Origin of the sequence: Bacillus sp. EB600 (genome assembly GCF_024494385.1) — a bacterium.
GTDB lineage: Bacteria > Bacillota > Bacilli > Bacillales > Cytobacillaceae > JAEVLT01.
In genome coordinates this window covers 88,364-105,252 of sequence record NZ_JAEVLT010000012.1, presented here as the reverse complement: position 1 = coordinate 105,252, position 16,889 = coordinate 88,364, and the positions used below count along the sequence as shown (strand labels likewise).

At 36.0% G+C, this 16,889-nt stretch carries 11 protein-coding genes and 3 pseudogenes; 8 read left to right on the top strand and 6 right to left on the bottom strand.

Going from position 1 to position 16,889, the window contains the following annotated elements:
* The first annotated feature begins 579 nt into the window (after positions 1 to 579).
* From JN080_RS14505 to JN080_RS14485, 5 genes and pseudogenes are all read left to right on the top strand, one after another.
* Positions 580 to 1,605: a glycosyltransferase family 2 protein gene (locus JN080_RS14505; protein ID WP_256236723.1), complete on the top strand. Its 1,026-nt coding sequence runs from the start codon at positions 580 to 582 to the stop codon at positions 1,603 to 1,605.
* A 14-nt stretch (positions 1,606 to 1,619) separates the two neighbouring features.
* Entirely contained in the window at positions 1,620 to 2,654 is a 1,035-nt protein-coding gene (locus JN080_RS14500) for a glycosyltransferase family 2 protein (RefSeq protein ID WP_256236722.1), read from the top strand.
* Between the two features lie 76 nt (positions 2,655 to 2,730).
* Positions 2,731 to 3,798, top strand: a complete 1,068-nt coding sequence (locus JN080_RS14495) for a glycosyltransferase family 2 protein (RefSeq protein ID WP_256236721.1) — start codon at positions 2,731 to 2,733, stop codon at positions 3,796 to 3,798.
* Positions 3,799 to 4,651: 853 nt separating this feature from the next.
* Positions 4,652 to 5,614 (top strand): annotated as a pseudogene (locus JN080_RS14490) (helix-turn-helix domain-containing protein); the annotation flags it as partial.
* Positions 5,607 to 6,191: pseudogene (locus JN080_RS14485) on the top strand (ExeA family protein); the annotation flags it as partial. The pseudogenes JN080_RS14490 and JN080_RS14485, both read left to right, overlap by 8 nt.
* Positions 6,192 to 6,596: 405 nt before the next feature.
* Here the strand turns inward: JN080_RS14485 and JN080_RS14480 are convergent.
* From JN080_RS14480 to JN080_RS14460, 5 genes and pseudogenes are all read right to left on the bottom strand, one after another.
* Positions 6,597 to 6,740, bottom strand: a pseudogene (locus JN080_RS14480) (IS66 family transposase); the annotation flags it as partial.
* 128 nt (positions 6,741 to 6,868) lie between these two features.
* Positions 6,869 to 7,585, bottom strand: coding sequence for a hypothetical protein (locus tag JN080_RS14475; RefSeq protein ID WP_256236719.1), 717 nt, complete (start codon positions 7,583 to 7,585; stop codon positions 6,869 to 6,871).
* A gap of 734 nt (positions 7,586 to 8,319) precedes the next feature.
* Positions 8,320 to 9,234, bottom strand: coding sequence for an NAD-dependent epimerase/dehydratase family protein (locus JN080_RS14470; protein WP_256236718.1), 915 nt, complete (start codon positions 9,232 to 9,234; stop codon positions 8,320 to 8,322).
* A 331-nt stretch (positions 9,235 to 9,565) separates the two neighbouring features.
* Positions 9,566 to 10,447 carry a glucose-1-phosphate thymidylyltransferase RfbA gene (gene rfbA, locus JN080_RS14465; RefSeq protein ID WP_256236717.1) on the bottom strand — a complete coding sequence of 294 codons (882 nt, stop codon included), beginning with the start codon at positions 10,445 to 10,447 and terminating at the stop codon, positions 9,566 to 9,568.
* Positions 10,448 to 10,870: 423 nt separating this feature from the next.
* Positions 10,871 to 11,836: an NAD-dependent epimerase/dehydratase family protein gene (locus JN080_RS14460; protein WP_256236716.1), complete on the bottom strand. Its 966-nt coding sequence runs from the start codon at positions 11,834 to 11,836 to the stop codon at positions 10,871 to 10,873.
* A gap of 739 nt (positions 11,837 to 12,575) precedes the next feature.
* Between JN080_RS14460 and JN080_RS14455 the strand changes: the two genes are divergently transcribed.
* The 3 genes from JN080_RS14455 to JN080_RS14445 all read left to right on the top strand — a co-directional run bounded on the left by JN080_RS14455 (position 12,576) and on the right by JN080_RS14445 (position 15,414).
* Positions 12,576 to 13,691, top strand: a complete 1,116-nt coding sequence (locus JN080_RS14455) for a hypothetical protein (protein ID WP_256236715.1) — start codon at positions 12,576 to 12,578, stop codon at positions 13,689 to 13,691.
* A 347-nt stretch (positions 13,692 to 14,038) separates the two neighbouring features.
* Positions 14,039 to 14,488: an AAA family ATPase gene (locus tag JN080_RS14450; protein ID WP_256236714.1), complete on the top strand. Its 450-nt coding sequence runs from the start codon at positions 14,039 to 14,041 to the stop codon at positions 14,486 to 14,488.
* Positions 14,489 to 14,514: 26 nt separating this feature from the next.
* On the top strand, positions 14,515 to 15,414 hold the full coding sequence (locus JN080_RS14445; protein WP_256236713.1) for an ROK family protein: 900 nt from the start codon (positions 14,515 to 14,517) through the stop codon (positions 15,412 to 15,414).
* A 94-nt stretch (positions 15,415 to 15,508) separates the two neighbouring features.
* Here the strand turns inward: JN080_RS14445 and JN080_RS14440 are convergent, their stop codons facing one another.
* On the bottom strand, positions 15,509 to 16,804 hold the full coding sequence (locus JN080_RS14440) for a glycosyltransferase (protein WP_256236712.1): 1,296 nt from the start codon (positions 16,802 to 16,804) through the stop codon (positions 15,509 to 15,511).
* Positions 16,805 to 16,889 lie beyond the last annotated feature (85 nt).

Sequence of the window (16,889 nt, the reverse complement as noted above, 5' to 3'; positions counted from 1 at the left end):
TCCTGACCTACATTGAGATGGATTCTTCATAGATTACAAACGTATTATCCTACCTATCAAAATATTTAAAGAAAGGACGAATCATAATCTTACGTAGTACGGTTGCACCGACAACCACAGAGTATACTAGAGCACTATTGGAAAAGAACACAGGACTTGTTGTTGGTAAGGATTTTTTCTAAGCTTTTTTCCAGAAGAATTTACCGAGGGCAAGGCCATGGAGGAGTTAGAGCAGCTGCTGCAAATCATTGGACGTGAGGATGAACCGAGCTTTCAAGATGTGCTAAATTATTTGGTCATCTAACTACAGATATTTTCTGGCGGAACGACAGGAAGATGTCCTGATATCAGTAAGTTGCGTAGTATCGATTTTGATCCGAAAGTTTTAATAAATGAAGGATTAGTTAAGACACTTGACATGGTATATGGAAGGTCATTAGGGCTAGTTCAATAACTTTTCAAATTAGTATTTTAATGATCAATAAAGATTACAGAAATTAGGTCCTTATAAATCGGTGGTGACGCATAAAGAGACTCCAGTTTAAAAGTTAGACTGTGAAAAGAGGGTTGTGTGGAAGGATGAATATCAAATACAGCGTTATAATTCCTGTATATAATCGGAAAGAACAGGTACTTCTCACCCTAACTGCTTTTGAGAAACAAACCTATCCAAGGGAAAACTTTGAAGTCATTGTCGTGAATGATGGTTCTACAGATCATTTAGAAGAGTCTCTGAAAGATTATTGTTGTCCATTTAATTTAATCTATAGAAATATTGATTCGCGAAAAGGGCCCGCGGCAGCAAGAAATTTAGGAGTTAAGGAATCAAATGGTGAATACATTATTTTTTGCGATCCTGACTTTTTAGTCTGTCCAAACTTTATAGAAATTCATGATCTGTATCATGGACGTTATAAACGAAGTGTGGTGTCTGGAACACCCCAATGTTTCAAAGGAGTATATACACATTATTATCCGCAATTTGAGGAGTGGGAGAAAAGCAGATGCTGTGATGTACTTTCTAAATCAGGTCTATGGAAAGATGAATATCTGCAATCCCATAATTTAATAGAAATTATTACCCAGCAAGATATAAGAGAAAATTTTTCTAATCTTTATCAGGTAAGGTCAAGCTGGGATCATTTCTCTGAAAAAATGAAGTCGGAATATACAAAAACAGATGTGGCACCATGGATTCTATTTATTACACGCTGTGTTTCCTTGAAGAAGAAGTATTTTTTAAAAATAGGTGGATTTGATGAAAATTTTCTTAGGGGTGAAGATTGGGAACTTGGCTATCGCCTTCATAAACTATTACGTCTCTCTTTTATTCCGTTCAAAGAAACTGTAGGTTATCATCAAGAACATCCTTTAAGTTTTCGTTTAGAGGAAAATCGAAAATATTTATTTCAGAAACACGGGACTGAAGACCCGGAATTAACATTGTTGACTGTTTGGAATGCGTGGAATGATGTACATCTTTATAAAAATACACTTCGCTTAATCCAAAAGTTTTACAAGAAATCAGAACAGTATAGGGACGTTTCTTACTGTTTAAAATTGGCATGTCAAAAAGCTGTTGATAGTAAGTACTTTTCATCATAAGGGCGGAATCAAAAATGAAATTTAGTATTATCATTCCAACATACAATAGGATTAAGCAGTTGCTTCTTACGTTAACCGCTTTTGAAAAGCAAACTTATCCTAAGGATCAATTTGAAGTAATAGTTATTGATGATGGATCCACAGATAATACACCAGAGATTTTAAGCAATTACGAAGCACCTTATAACTTTCGCCATTTTACATTAAGCTCTAGAAATGGTCCTGGTGTGGCTAGAAATCTGGGGATACATCAGTCTAGAGGAACCTATGTTATATTTTGTGATGCAGATTTCTTGGTATTACCGGATTTTATTAAGACACATGATTTATACCATGGTAAACATCAAAATGCTGTTATATCAGGTACTCCAAATTGTTATAAAGGAATTTACACACAATTCTTTCCGGATTTTTCAGAATGGGAAAAAGGCGCGGCACGGTCAGTATTACAGCAATATCAGCTTTGGGATGGTGGTTATTTAACGTCAAAAGATATTGTAGAGATTATTACACTGGAAGATATCCGGAACAATTTTGGAAAAATAAATCAAGTGATGTCCAATTGGGAAATCATATCCGATAAAAATAAAGCTGCTTTCTTACAGACAAATATCGCACCTTGGCTGTTATTTATCACTCGATGTGTATCGGTTGAAAAAACGGTTTTGGAGCAGCAGGGAGGGTTTGACGAGCGATTAAGATCTGGTGAGGATTGGGAATTGGGGTACCGTATATATAAACAGGGACTTTCTTTTATCAGCATTAATGGAACAATAGGATATCATCAGGAGCATCCTAATGGGTATAGAAACTATGTAAAAAAAGAACCTTTTAGCAAAATTCTTCTCGAAAAGTTTGGGCAAAATGATCCGGAGGTGCTGTTGCTAACTTTATGGGATTCTTCAGATGATCTATGGAGGAATATAGGTGTCTATAAAAATACCTTGGCCTTAGTGAGCAAGAAAAAACAAGAATCCCTAAAACATAAAGATATGGTTAACTCTTTATTGAAAGCTTGTAAGATTGCTTCTTCGAGATGGTTTAAGTGAAATCGAATGAAAAATGAAATCGTTTGAAATCAGGAGAAAATGAAAGAAAAACTTTAATTATGAGGGAGGATCATAAATGTTGTTTTCTTCTGTCAAAAAGGTTTTATATCCCCCGGAAGGCACTTTACCCAGAAGATCATATATTTTATTTTCTGTTGTCATGGCCGTTTATAACGGGGAGGAATATTTAAAAGAAGCCATAGATAGTATACTTCATCAAACATACAAGGACTTTGAATTTATTATTGTAAACGATGGTTCTTCAGATAAAACTAGGGAAATATTAAATTTAATTGAAGATAATCGGGTTAGAGTTATTCATTTGGAGGAAAACAAGGGACTTGCAAATGCCCTGAATATAGGAATACAGAATGCTAAGGGACAATGGATTGTTAGGCAGGATGCAGATGATGTGAGTTATCCCCATCGAATAATGGAACAGGCGAATCATCTAAAATCTCACCCTGACGTAATTCTCTTAGGAAGTCACATCAAGTGTTTCTCAGGCAGGCAATCGGTTTCTAACAATATATTAAAAATAGTGGAAAATTATCATAATGGTTTAGTAAACAGAGCTGACCTGAGAAGGGAGCGTTTTAACGGATGTCCATTATCTCATGGTAGCTGTACTTTCTTAAAAGAAGCATTTTTCAGGGCAGGGCAATATGATCCAAAATATGAAATTGTGCAGGATTATGATTTATGGCTGAGAATGTTTGAATTAGGCGAGGTCGACATAGTTCCCCAAGTTTTATACAAGTATCGATTCAGTATGAATTCTCTGTCTCATAATAATCAATTAAATTTTGGTAACGAGTTGAATGTCATCTCTATTAAATATATACGAAAACAATGCTTCCGGGATCATAAAAAGAAACCTGTATTTTTAGTAATGGGACCTCACAAAGCGAGGGAAAATTTCATTAAAAATATTTGCCCAAACATTGAAATCAAATTATATGATTATGTTTATAATAAGCTAGTAGACTATTGCGATGAAGCTTATCAATTATTCCAAGAGGGTAAAGTACACGGAATTATTGTAATGGGGCATAGAGGTGATGATAAGATAGTGGATCTTTTACAAACGAAAGGCATGGAATTTAATCAAAATTTATTTAAACTTACTAACTTCATTCAATAAGATATCTATTTCTGTAAACAGGCACTTTATTTCCTCTTAAAAGTGGAGGATTTTTTCAAATTCCTACAGATTAAATTCTATACTTTCCTGGATTAATATGCTAAATTTTCCGCATATTATATGAGGGGAGTTTTTTTTATGGTCAGTTCTCATGATTTCGGAATTGACTTAACGGAATATGCCGCAAGGGGGAAAGGAAAATGACTTTCCTGTATTAGATAAATGTCCTAATTGTAAATGCATTGCTCATGGGAATATTCATAGAAACGGATATTATTGGAGGTTTGGGCTAACAGACGAGGAAATAATGAAAATCCCAATATGCCGACTAAAATACTTAGTATGTAAGAAGAGTATTTCCGTCCTTCCGGACTTTCTAATCCCATATTTTCAACATACGATCCATACAATATTAAAGCGAATACATGATTTTCTTCAGAGGAAAAAGATAAATAGCAGCCGACAATTATTGCGGCTTCACTTAATACGTTACTATAAATATCTTCACTGGATACATAGTTTTTTTGTAGACTCAGGTCTAATATTGGGAGTATCGGAGGACAGAAAAAAAGAGGCCATAAAATACATGATAATGATCCTGAACTTTGGCGAATCCCCCTTCTTACGAAGGAGCTGGGGCCATTTATCAAAACATTTTATGGCAAAATAATTCTACCATATTGAGGGGGATTAAAAAATATTGTTCGTCCCCACACAGATTTTTCATCGTCAAAAAATGGCAAAGAAAGTAGATTATTAAACATGGATAACCGGTTGTCCTTCTACAAAAAGGAGGAAGATTCCATGAATGAAAAAGAACGAGAACAAATAAAAACAGTACATGAATGGCTTTGAATGGCTTCTTCATTATCGTCGAAATGGGTTTGAGGCATTAAAACCAAAGAAGCGTGGGGACAGAGGGAATTCTCGAAGATTATCGCCAGATGATCAGGAGCTAATCTTAGAAATCCGAAAAAAAAATCTCCATATGCCGGTTAGCGTTTTTTACGAACAGCTAATTGAGCACGGAGAAATAAATAAAGAACAAATATCCTTACTCTACTATAAATCGGTTACTAAAAAAACACAACCTTGTAGGGAAACAAATTCTAGCAACTCCTGAAAGAAAGCGATTTTCTCATGAGAAAGTAAATGTGTTATGGCAGGGAGATTTATCACACGGGGCATACGTCCCCATCAATGGGAAAATGAAAAAGACATTTGCACAATTTTTCTCGTCAGAGAAATTTGACGGATTAAGGGTGGTGACAAAGGAAGCGTTAATCCGAAGGGGAAAACCAACCATCATCTATGCGGATAATGGGAAGATCTATCGATCTGAAACATTGCAATATGTGTGTGCACAGTTGGGAATCACACTAGCCCACACGATGCCCTTTGAGAATTGAATGAAAGGTTCTGGCGTTGGTTAGAAGAAGAGTACCATCGCAAAGTACATTCCTATTTAGATGGCAAAACACCTCATGAAGTTTTTCAATCTCAATTAAAAGATATAACCTTTTTAGAGGATCCGTCCATTTTGGATACAATCTTCCTGAAACGCGAGCAGCGTAAGGTTAAAGCTGATGGCACCATTACCTTAAATAAACAACTCTACGAAGTACCTTCATGCTTTATCGGTCATTCCATCGATGTAAGGCTGGATGAAAAAGGAGTTTATATATTTGAGAATGATAAAAAAGTAGCTGAAGCAACTCTAGTTTCCATGAAAGATAACGCACATGCCAAACGAGTTCGCTCACCGTTTTTAATGTCTTCAGCAGTTGATGAAAAGGAAGAACAGGGTCATGTATAAATCCTTCTACTTCTTGGCCAAGGCGCCATTTTCAAAGGATATTCAGCCTTCGGAAGCGTATCTCTCAACGGATTATCAAGGGGCAACAAGAGCATTAAACTACTTGCAAAAATCAAATGGAATCGGTCTCCTTATTGGCGATCCCGGCGTAGGTAAAACATTTACCTTACGGTCCTTTAAGGAATCCCTAAGCCAGTCCCTGTACCAGGTAATGTATTTTCCTCTCTCAACGGGTGGAGTTATGGATTTTTATCGTGGATTAGCATATGGATTGGGAGAGGAACCAAAGTTTCGTAAAGTCGATCTGTTCAGGCAAATCCAACAAGGAATTGAACGATTAGCCGGAGAACGAAAGATTACTCCTGTTTTTAACATGGCAAAGGACGCATTTTTGCAGGATATCGCGATTTTGTTTAACTTTCAACTGGATTCTACTAACCCATTTATCTTAGTTTTGTCTGGATTACCCCATTTAAAAAGTCGATTAGTATTAAATCATCATCGTCCCCTGTCTCAGAGAGTGATTATGAAGTATGAGATTCAACCGTTATCAAAAGAGGAAGTTTCTGCTTATTTGATAATAAATATGTGGGTGAAATGACATTACGTAAAAACTTCCACTCCTACTAGGCGAAGTATTATTAAGAATCCGTATAGTGTTCCTTTTCAGAATTTGCTAATTTCATCATAGCTAATGGAATATGATTCGAGTATGAAACTGTAAAAATAACGCGGGTATTTTTACAGTTTTTTTGGCAATAATAAATAGCCAGTGAAATTCATCGGCTTATTCTACTTTAATGCAAGAATGATGCATTTGTATGTACGTAAAAGTCAACTAGTCCCCACCTATTAGAAGGTTGGGACTTGAAGTATTATTTAGGTAACATTGTTAAAGGCTATGCAAGTTAGTGGAGGTATTGTTGACCAGGGGAGTAATTGGTCCATGGCATTTTCATCTGTCAAATCAATATTGGGGAGTGGCTGTCCGACCTGATTCACGCAGTACCTGTAAGGTGGTTTCATCGGTATGCAAAATATCAAGCTTCAGAAGAAGTTGATGCATCCGATCATATACGGGATACAGCCATTAATCTGCTCCTTGAATCATCCAATTGGCCATCGTTTAGCGTGGCAAGGCAAGTCCCATTCTATACTACAGATGGGCATTTATTAAGGGCTGTCCAAGAAAGGGCAATTCCGGAATCAAACTGATCAATCATTATCCTATAAATATCAATTGATTCTTGCATTTTAACTGGAAATTTCTCCTATTCTTTGGAGGAAAGCCTTATATCCTTTTTTCATTTCTTCCAGTCGTTTATCAAAGGGGTGCATACCACAATAATGCATGATAACCGGACTTTCCGCTATTTCCTGATCCGTGGGTCTGCTGTTCCATTTAATATCCAACAAACCGATCATCGAACTGTATTTTGTTGGTCCATTATATGCAAAGATGCTGTGATAATTATTGACAAAACCAAGCAGGTCTAAAACGGCCTGTTGCTCCCACCATTGATGATTGATTCTGTCTGTTTGATTCCAAACAGCTTCCAGAAACTCTTCTGTTTGATGATCACGTTTTGCCACCAAAACCCCAGTATTTGGAAAAATGGGAACCCTAGAATAATGTGTAACCATTTGCACAGGAAAACAAGAATCTAATTCACAGCGAATATCAATTCGAGGGTCAACAATTACAGTATCCGCATCTAACCAGATTACAATTTCATAAAATCGTAATAAATTGTATAATAAGACAATTCTATCCCATGCTGCCGGCCTTTCTGGAACAAGTCTTTCTGTGAGTAGAAGAGTATCTATTTGGTGGAGATTACCGTAATAGATTACGGTTGGTTCCATGATATCTCTTAAATCTTTGTAATGATCTGCTGTAGCTATATTGCAAATAATCGTATTGCTCTTAGGAGTTAAGGTAAAATCCTTGAATGGAATCTTTTCGCTCACTTATCATTTTCCTTTCAAACATTTTTTAATACGGATTTTTATTTACTTAGTAGTCCCCCATTGTTTGCCATGTTTTAGTGATTTTAAAATGATGGACACAATTTGTCGGCGTTTATTTTATAGGGACTGAATGCTTAATACTCGTCCATTCTTAATTTTCAAGGTCCATACTCTGTCGAAACATCCAGTTAAAACTAAATACATATCTCTTAATACCATGTACTTTATTTTATGACCATCATGTGTATTATGAAACGGTATATACCTATGTATTGTGAGATTTTTGCTGTTTTTTATAGTAATCATTTCCGGTCCACAACCTATTAAAATATTAGTTGGAGAAAACCCAGATAACGATTAGATTGGAACTCAATGAAAGCTTGTCTGGTATTAAAGGATTGAGCAAATCAGTGTCAATCTACTTTTAAATGGTAGAGATTTTTGGAGATCTCTAGTAAAGAAAACCAAGAAGTTATGTTCAAAACTACTATGGATGATTTCAAAAAAGGGCACAAGTTACAAAACGAATTTTTTTAATAAGAAAGTATAACCATTTGGAGGGAAGATACTTAAATGTAATAATTGCAAATTAAGTTTTAGACTGATAGTGTTCCATTAGTATATAAGTCCAGCAACGGTTTTAAATATGGCCTGTGCGTTATTTTAAACCCTAAATTGTATAAAAAAGACAAAAGGCATCCGAATCGGATGCCTTTTTGTCACACTCTGGTTCTTTAATCATGTTCTTGGCAGAGTTGTTTAATGCCTTCTTTGAGGCTGATTTGGGGAGGCCATCCTAAGGAAGTTAATTTGTTAATCGATAATACGTTGAAACCGAGATCACATGCTTTAGCATCTGTATAAACCGGGGGTTTTGCATCAGGATAAAATGGATAGAACAAGGCAAGAAGCTCATTTAATGACGTTCCTTTGCCTGTTCCTACATTGAAAATTTCATGTTTTGGAGAATCCAATTGGCTAACCAGTATATTTGCGGCAGTGACATCACTGACATGGATATAATCACGAATTTGCTCCCCATCGCCATAAATAACGGGAGGCAGACCACTTTGTAAACGGTTTTTAATGATAGAAACTACCCCGGATTCTGAAGCTGGATTTTGCCTTGATCCATATACGTTTGAATAACGCAGAATGATAGATTGAAAACCGTATTGTTTAGCGTAGAAGTCAACATAAAATTCAGATGCAAGTTTGTTAATACCGTATGGTGAAACAGGTTTAGTATTAAATGTTTCTGGTAAAGCTATTTCAGGAGTTTGACCGTAAACAGTACCGCCTGAAGAAGCGAATATGAATTTTTTTATCCCAACTTGACCTGCTGCTTGAAGCAAACGAATTGTCCCAAGCAAGTTTGTTTCTACATCGTAAATAGGATTAGTGACCGAAGTTCTTACATTTACTTGTGCGGCCTGGTGGCTTATAATATCCGGTTTTTCTTTATGCAAACAATCCGCGAGTGTATTATCCAAAAGAGACATGTTGATAAGACTGGTATCTGGATTAAGGTTAGACAAAGAACCAGTTGAAAGATTATCCAGAATAACCACGTCATATCCGTAAAGAATATATTGGTCAACAAGATGTGACCCGATGAAACCTAATCCACCTGTAACAAGAACTTTCAACCTTTTTCACCCTCTGTTATGTCTTTATACTTAAAAACTTGTTTCACATATTTTATATAAATATTTGTTTAAGAAAGGCTGGGTACCGTCGGCCCAATGTTCAAGGAAAATACAGGTTTTCTCTGTCCTTGTCCACTTGGTTGCACATGGTTAACGGTTATTTTCGATCAAGCTATAAAGAATAAAGATGTCATAATTTTTTTTTTTACTTGCCATTTTTGAAATTTTTTTAGGAATGTTTTGAATAGTTAGAGGTTATTTATTTGTAGTAATGAAAAGGAGGATTTGCTTAATATAGTAGGAAAAAGCAGTAAGAGTTAAATTTTTTTATTTAGATTTTATCTTTATTTTCTGTTGCAATCTTCATCAAGTATTTTCCATAATCAGTTTTAAGGAGCGAAGTGGCTAATAAAAATAACTGCTCTTCGTTAATATATCCCTTTTTAAAAGCTACTTCCTCTATGCATCCAATTTTAATATTTAAGTTTTCTTCTAATTCTTTTATACATTGTGAAGCTTCAAACAATGAGCTAGGAGTACCGGAATCAATACAAGTAAATCCTTCTCCTAACATTTCAACATCCAGCTCGTCCATAAATAAATAGCTCTTGTTAATATCGGTAATTTCCAATTCTCCTCGTTCGGATGGTTTTAAATTTTTTGCTATTTCTACTACCCGGTTGTCATAAAAATACAATCCTATTACCGCGTAGTTGGATTTTGGATTTTTGGGTTTCTCTTCAATGGAAATAGCTTTACCACTTTGATCAAATTCTACCACTCCAAACCTTTTGGGATCATTTACATAATACCCAAAAATGGTAGCACCTGTTTTCTTAGTGATTGATTTTTGTAACCGCTCTGATAGTCCATTTCCAAAAAGAATATTATCACCCAATATTAAAGCAACATTATCATTACCAATAAATTGCTCTCCGATAATAAAAGCCTGTGCAATCCCTTTTGGTGATGGCTCTACTTCATAGCATATAGAAATCCCTAAGTGCGATCCATTTCCTAATAAGTTCATAAATCTTAATTTATCCTGGGGAGTTGTTACAATTAATATTTCACGTATACCTGCCTCCATTAGAATTAAAAGGGGGTAATATATCATCGGTTTATCATAGACAGGTAAAAGTGATTTTGAAATTACTTTTGTTAAAGGACTAAGTCGTGATCCACTGCCCCCAGCAACTATAATTCCTTTCAATATAATGCTCCTTTCTTTGATGGCACTTCCCAGATTTTTGCCATATTGATACTTGTTAGAATTTTTAGTAATCAAAGCTTTTATTTACCATATATAAAATTCTTTGCCTCTATAAGGTATGCATTTTAAAAGTAATTTGATTAGGACTTCATCATTACAAGGGGGAAATTGGCTATTTCCCCAAAAATGTTATTGTTATTTATGCCAGCATTAACAACAAGGTCGGGGCTGCAATAAAAGCAGTAAAATCTTTTCAGGCAAATGGTATTATTTTACTTCAAAATGAAAAAGTAAATAAATTCTGCTACTATTTTTAGAAGAAGGCAACTGGAAGGGAATAAAGAATATTTTATTATATTTAATGTTTGATTAAAAAATAATACCCGGACAAAATCAACCGGGCAATGAAATTAAAGTCTTATTTTACGATTTATTAAGATTTAGCTTCAACCTGTACTGACGGATTGTTTCCTTCAAACCATCTACCAAAGAAACCGTTGGACTCCAGCCTAAAAGTGCTTTTCCTTTTTCGATCACAGGTCTTCTGACCTTCGGATCATCTTGTGGAAGTGGATGGAATGTGATCTTGCTGGTTGAGTTAGCTAAAGCCTTTATCAAATGTGCCACTTTTAAAATAGAGTATTCCACAGGATTACCGATATTAATAATTTCTCCGTTTGCCTCATCCTTTTCCATCAAAAGCTTTAAGCCTCTTATGGTATCGGTCACATAACAAAACGAGCGTGTTTGTGTTCCATCTCCATAAACTGTAATATCGTCTCCTTTTAATGCTTGAGTGACAAAATTTGAAATAACTCTGCCGTCATCATTGGCAAGTCCAGCAGAATAGGTATTAAAAATACGGGCAACTTTGACCTTTGTTTGATATTGCTTATAGAACTCATAACAAAGCACTTCACCAAGACGCTTTGCCTCATCATAACACGCCCTGGGCCCCCATGTATTGACATTTCCCCTGTAGGTTTCAGGCTGTGGATGAACTTCCGGATCACCATATGCCTCGCTTGTACTGGTATAAACCATCTTAGCATTGTTTTTTCTGGCTAATTCCAGCATATTCTTCGTGCCAATCGTATTCACATTAATGGTATCAAAAGGAGCTGCCTGATAATATTTTGGGGAAGCAGGGGAAGCTAAATGATAGATTTCCGAGATGTTTTGTATAGCAGGATGTGTAGCAACTAATGGAGAACACACATCCATATTTATAAAAGTAAAGCGGTCTTCCGGCAGGTTTGTTATATTAGTCATTTTTCCAGATGAAAGATTATCAATTCCAACCAATATATTACCGTCATCCAGTAAATCCTTTGCCAGATGAGATCCGAGAAAACCGGCAACACCGGTAATTAACACTTTCTTCTTCATGACTCACCTCTCGTTTTTAAGTTCACTAACATACTATGTAAATAGGAAAGAATGGAATGGGTAAAAAGGGGAGATATAGTACATGATTTCAGTTGTTACACGCACATCCAGGCAAGTACATGGCAGAAAACTTGATTGCCAACTTTAAAGGCAAAGAGTAGAAGAGAAAGAGCTTACTGTGATTTTAAATAAAAGTAATATCAATTTTGTACCAAATGAAGAGGAGATTCGTGTATATCGTATGGATGAGGAGAACACATTAGCGGAATGCTTGAACTTTGGTGCCAGTCTTGCAAGGTATAATTTAATTGTAAAAATTTCTAATTTACCAATCCTGATGCTCTTTGACTGTTGTGCGGAATCATTACATCCACATCCTAATTAAAACAAACTCCTTTAAAATTGGATTCCATAGAAACTTATATAGCTTGTCTAAATAGATTTCCCAGGGTAAAAGCACTTTTTATCAAATATCCCTCAAAGAAATTTCATAATATAACATATTTGTTTTGATAAAATTCGTAAAAATTCAAATTGAAGAATTTCCTGTGTTTATTTCCTTAGAATGGGCTGCTGATTTGTTTATTTAATGAACCTTAATCGGTGTAAGAAATAGAATATTAATACGTTTATTTTCAAATTAATGGAAAGGAAGGTCTGTGTCCAATCGAAAAGATTTACTATTAAAAATTAAAATAAAGAGCTGTAAAATATGTTTTCAAAGAGGTGAATAACAGATATGGCAATATTTAAATCCACTGAAGGGGAAACTATATCAGGTTTCATAAAGATAACTCAAAATAGTGAGCGTCCAAATAATGTTATAATTACAGTAGGTAATAACGGTACTACCGGAGAAATTGGAGCCATCTGTTTCAACACAACGAAACCTGGAACGATTTATCTTTTGCCTCCGGGCGAAGGTTCGGAAACAGATATTAATGCAAGGCTAGATATTGACATAGGTGAACCAAAATGTTTTGGAAATTACCAAGCAGTAATAACAGATCTCAGCCCCCATCGAATCCTTCCTGGTCATTGTCAACATTTTGAACTTAGTTCTCCTTCATTTCCGTTAACTGAAGCTCTATTTTCACAACAAACTAATGGATTATATTTTGAAAATTTGCCGGATGGATACGGCGTTTGTTTACCTGGGATATTTAATGTTTATTTTATTTCTAGTGATCCCGAGACCGAAACGGAGACCGAGACGGAGACCGAAACGGAAACGGAGACGGAAACCGAAACGGAGACCGAAACGGAGACCGAAACGGAGACCGAAACGGAGACCGAAACGGAGACCGAGACCGAAACGGAGACCGAGACCGAGACAGAAACGGAGACCGAAACCGAAACGGAGACCGAGACCGAAACGGAGACCGAGACCGAGACGGAAACGGAGACCGAAACCGAAACGGAGACCGAGACAGAAACCGAGACGGAAACGGAAACTGAAACTGAGACCGAGACAGAAACGGTAACGGAGACCGAGACAGAAACTGATACCGAAACCGAAACCGAGACCGAGACGGAAACGGAAACTGAGACAGAAACCGAGACAGAAACTGATACCCAGACCCAAACTGAGACCGAGACAGAAACCGATACTGATACTGATACATCAACTGAATGTCCAAAACCATCGAAACCAGGAAAACCAAAACCACCGAAACCAGGAAAACCAAAACCACCGAAACCAGGAAAACCAAAACCACCGAAACCAGGAAAACCAAAACCACCGAAACCAGGGAAACCAAAACCACCGAAACCAGGAAAACCAAAACCACCGAAACCAGGGAAACCAAAACCACCGAAACCAGGAAAACCAAAACCACCGAAACCAGGAAAATAAATCAATAAAATTAACTTTTTTGCTCATTTAAAAAAGAGACTGGTCTAAGATAATCAAACGACTTTTAGGTCAGTCTCTCCTTTGTATTTTTAGGTTATTTGAGAATTTGGAGGGGACAGGATCTCTATTGGTGGGGGAATATGTAGGAGGAGGTCTCTTTTTACCAACAATCAAAAACAATCAATTCCGGAACGATGTACAGGAATAGCAATATATGAACAAATGTCCTGTTATAGAAACGATGAAGGCGCAATAGAAAAATGGGTATCCTCAAAACTAACTTCTTTATGTTTCCAAGCATTTAATATAGGAGAAGCTTTGATAAATGTACTTAGGGGAGATGTTTGGTGAAACTTGGAATTATGTGCGGGATTCCATTAAGCGGGAAATCAACTTATGGGAAAACGCTTCAGGAACAAGGGTGGACACGCGTATCTATTGATGATCTCAGGCTAGCTGTACATGGCCAGGTTTATAAAGCTAAGGCTGAACCAAAAGTGTGGGAATCCGCTGAACTCATGGTCCGAACATTACTTAAAAGTGGGCATAAAGTAGTTGTGGATTCCACAAACAGGACAAGAGAGCGTCGTAAAAGATGGATCAAGGTTGCTAAAGAATTCGGGCTAACTTTGGAAATATTTCATGTTGATACCGACTTTGAAATTTGTAAAAAACGTAATAAAGTGTTGAAACGATTTCCAGAAAATTTGTTAAAAAAAATTTACTACGAAGAGTTCGAGAAACCTACCTTGGAGGAGGGAGTAATTATTAAGGTAATGAATAACGATCCCACCTAAATCTAGATTAGTCTGGAGGAAGTAATTTGAAAAAGTACATCTGTTTCGATGTAGGCGGGACAAAAGTTAAGTACGGTTTATTATTAGAGGATGGCTCTGTTCTTTCAAAAGGTGATTACAATACCTCTCGAATAAACCTGGAACTATTTTTAAAAGACATGATAGATACAATTAACATGTACACAAGAAATACTATTGTGAGTGGGATTGCTATTAGTTTACCAGGATTTATAAATCCCCATACAGGGTATTCTGAATTGGCAGGTAATATAGGGGCATTAAGTAATAAAAATCTAAAAAAATTATTAGAAGCAAAAATTTCCCTGCCGATTGAAATAGAAAATGATGGGAACTGTGCTGCATTAGCTGAAAAAATCAGCGGAAATGCAAAAAATTGTACAGATTTTATTTGTATAACATTGGGAACCGGAATTGGAGGAGGGATTTTCACTAACGGGAAGCTTTTGCATGGTCACAGTTTTAGAGGCGGCGAATTTGGGTTTATGGTTACCCGGGGTAAAAGCCGCCGATTTGAAGTATGGCATTCTAATGCTTCTACATCTGCCTTAATTCATTCCTATAAAAAATTAAAAGGCTTAAGTGAAACCGAAAATATTGATGGAGAGACAGTTTTTTTGGAATCTAATAATAATCATTCGGTTAAAAAACTAATTGAAGACTGGACAAAAAACTTAAGTTATGGAATTTATAACCTTACTGTAGCTTTAAACCCTCAAAAAGTATTAATTGGCGGGGGAGTGGCCAATCAACAAGAATTGTTAAGTATGATTAATCATCAACTTGACCTTAATCCATGGTGGAAAGTATTCAAGGTACCTGTTGAACTATGTAAACATCAAAATGATGCTGGAATGATTGGCGCTTTGTATCATTTTTTACAAAAACAAACCGGACCTTTTAAATAAAATAGCCGTTGTAATTGTGTATTAACTCAAAGAAACCCACTCCGAAGGAATTTTTTTGGAACGGGTTTCTTTTTAGTTCAGTCTCTTTCGTAATTTAACATAAAGTTTTAATAATCGGTTCCAATTGATTTTTCCAGATCCATTTTGGAGAATACCGTTGTTTTGCGATTGTTTTTGCGTGAATAACTGGATTGTTATCCATTAATTCGATAATGTTGTTAGCATGGTGAGTAAGATAAGCTTCTTCTGAAGGACGATAAATCTCACGAGTATTAAATCCAAAATTCTTGGCATCCCATTTCATAAAGTAAGCATCCAAATGGATTCCGAGTTCATTTAAAGCCGGCACCTGTTCGTTTAAAACAAGAAAGTTCCCTTTACTTGCTGCTTCCAAAACTGTTAAACCAAAAGACTCGGAATAAGAGGGACATATAAATAAGTTTGAAAGTGTGAAAAGTTCTAATACACTTTTTCTGGGGATCCCTTTATTAAATTCTTTTATATCTGATGTGAATAATAAATCTCCATTATTTAAACCAAATTTTACTCCAATAGAGCGAACAAATTCCTTATAGGCCTCTGGAGAAATATCCAACTTTGGGAATGTATCACAGAATATTACTTTGACAAACTTGTTGGTTTTTACTTTTATAGCTCCGCATAGAGCAGCAACTTTATCAAATTTTTTTGCCCTCGTTAAACGACCAGGATAGACAACTAAAATATCCGGAGTCAGCAAATCAATATATTTTGATAATAGACTAACTTCCTCCGTTACAAAACTTAGTAAGTCAAGACTGTTATTTACTACTTTACATCGATCTTCAGGAACATTGTATTGTCTTGCCAAGGCTGAAATTCCAGATTGTGTTGGATAAATATACAAAGTATTAAGCATTGGTGTAAATCGGGCAGAGAAAGGCCATTTCGGGTTTGGGGGTCGTTTAACAGGCGCGGAGTGGGTAAATGCAAGGAATTTAAGGTTAGGCAGTTTCTCCTGAACTTTTCTAATGGCGATGTTATGGTGTAAATGCCACCCCTGGTAATGAATATCATGCATAAAACAGATATCAATATCTTCTAATTTTTTTACTAGGTCCTTTGCAATCACATCTGCCTCCTTAAAAAAGGTATCATGTACCTCACCATCTGACTGGATGTAGTTTTTCCAATGCATTTGTTTCCCATCTAGATGGTTACATATTTTCACCCATTTAATTCGTTTATCCAGGAAAATTCCATAAAGTTTATTTAGTGGGCAGATGTCACTTACCAAAATCCTGGTTTCAATATTTGCATCAAGAAGCATTCGAACCTGTTCAGCTACTACATTTACCAAGGAATATGAACTATCTAGACCATTAAACATAGTAAGAAGTGCTATTTTCATCTTTTAGCTCTCCCTTAAATTAATAGATCATTTGTTTGATGAACGACTTATCATATGAATAAACCTGGAAATTTGTTCTGAAGAG

Excerpts from the sequence above, each read along its gene's own strand:
- JN080_RS14455 (WP_256236715.1), top strand. The coding sequence starts at position 12,576 with ATGGCAATATTTAAATCCACTGAAGGGGAAACTATATCAGGTTTCATA.
- JN080_RS14440 (WP_256236712.1), bottom strand. The coding sequence starts at position 16,804 with ATGAAAATAGCACTTCTTACTATGTTTAATGGTCTAGATAGTTCATAT.
- JN080_RS14500 (WP_256236722.1), top strand. The coding sequence starts at position 1,620 with ATGAAATTTAGTATTATCATTCCAACATACAATAGGATTAAGCAGTTG.
- JN080_RS14505 (WP_256236723.1), top strand. The coding sequence starts at position 580 with ATGAATATCAAATACAGCGTTATAATTCCTGTATATAATCGGAAAGAA.
- JN080_RS14460 (WP_256236716.1), bottom strand. The coding sequence starts at position 11,836 with ATGAAGAAGAAAGTGTTAATTACCGGTGTTGCCGGTTTTCTCGGATCT.
- JN080_RS14495 (WP_256236721.1), top strand. The coding sequence starts at position 2,731 with ATGTTGTTTTCTTCTGTCAAAAAGGTTTTATATCCCCCGGAAGGCACT.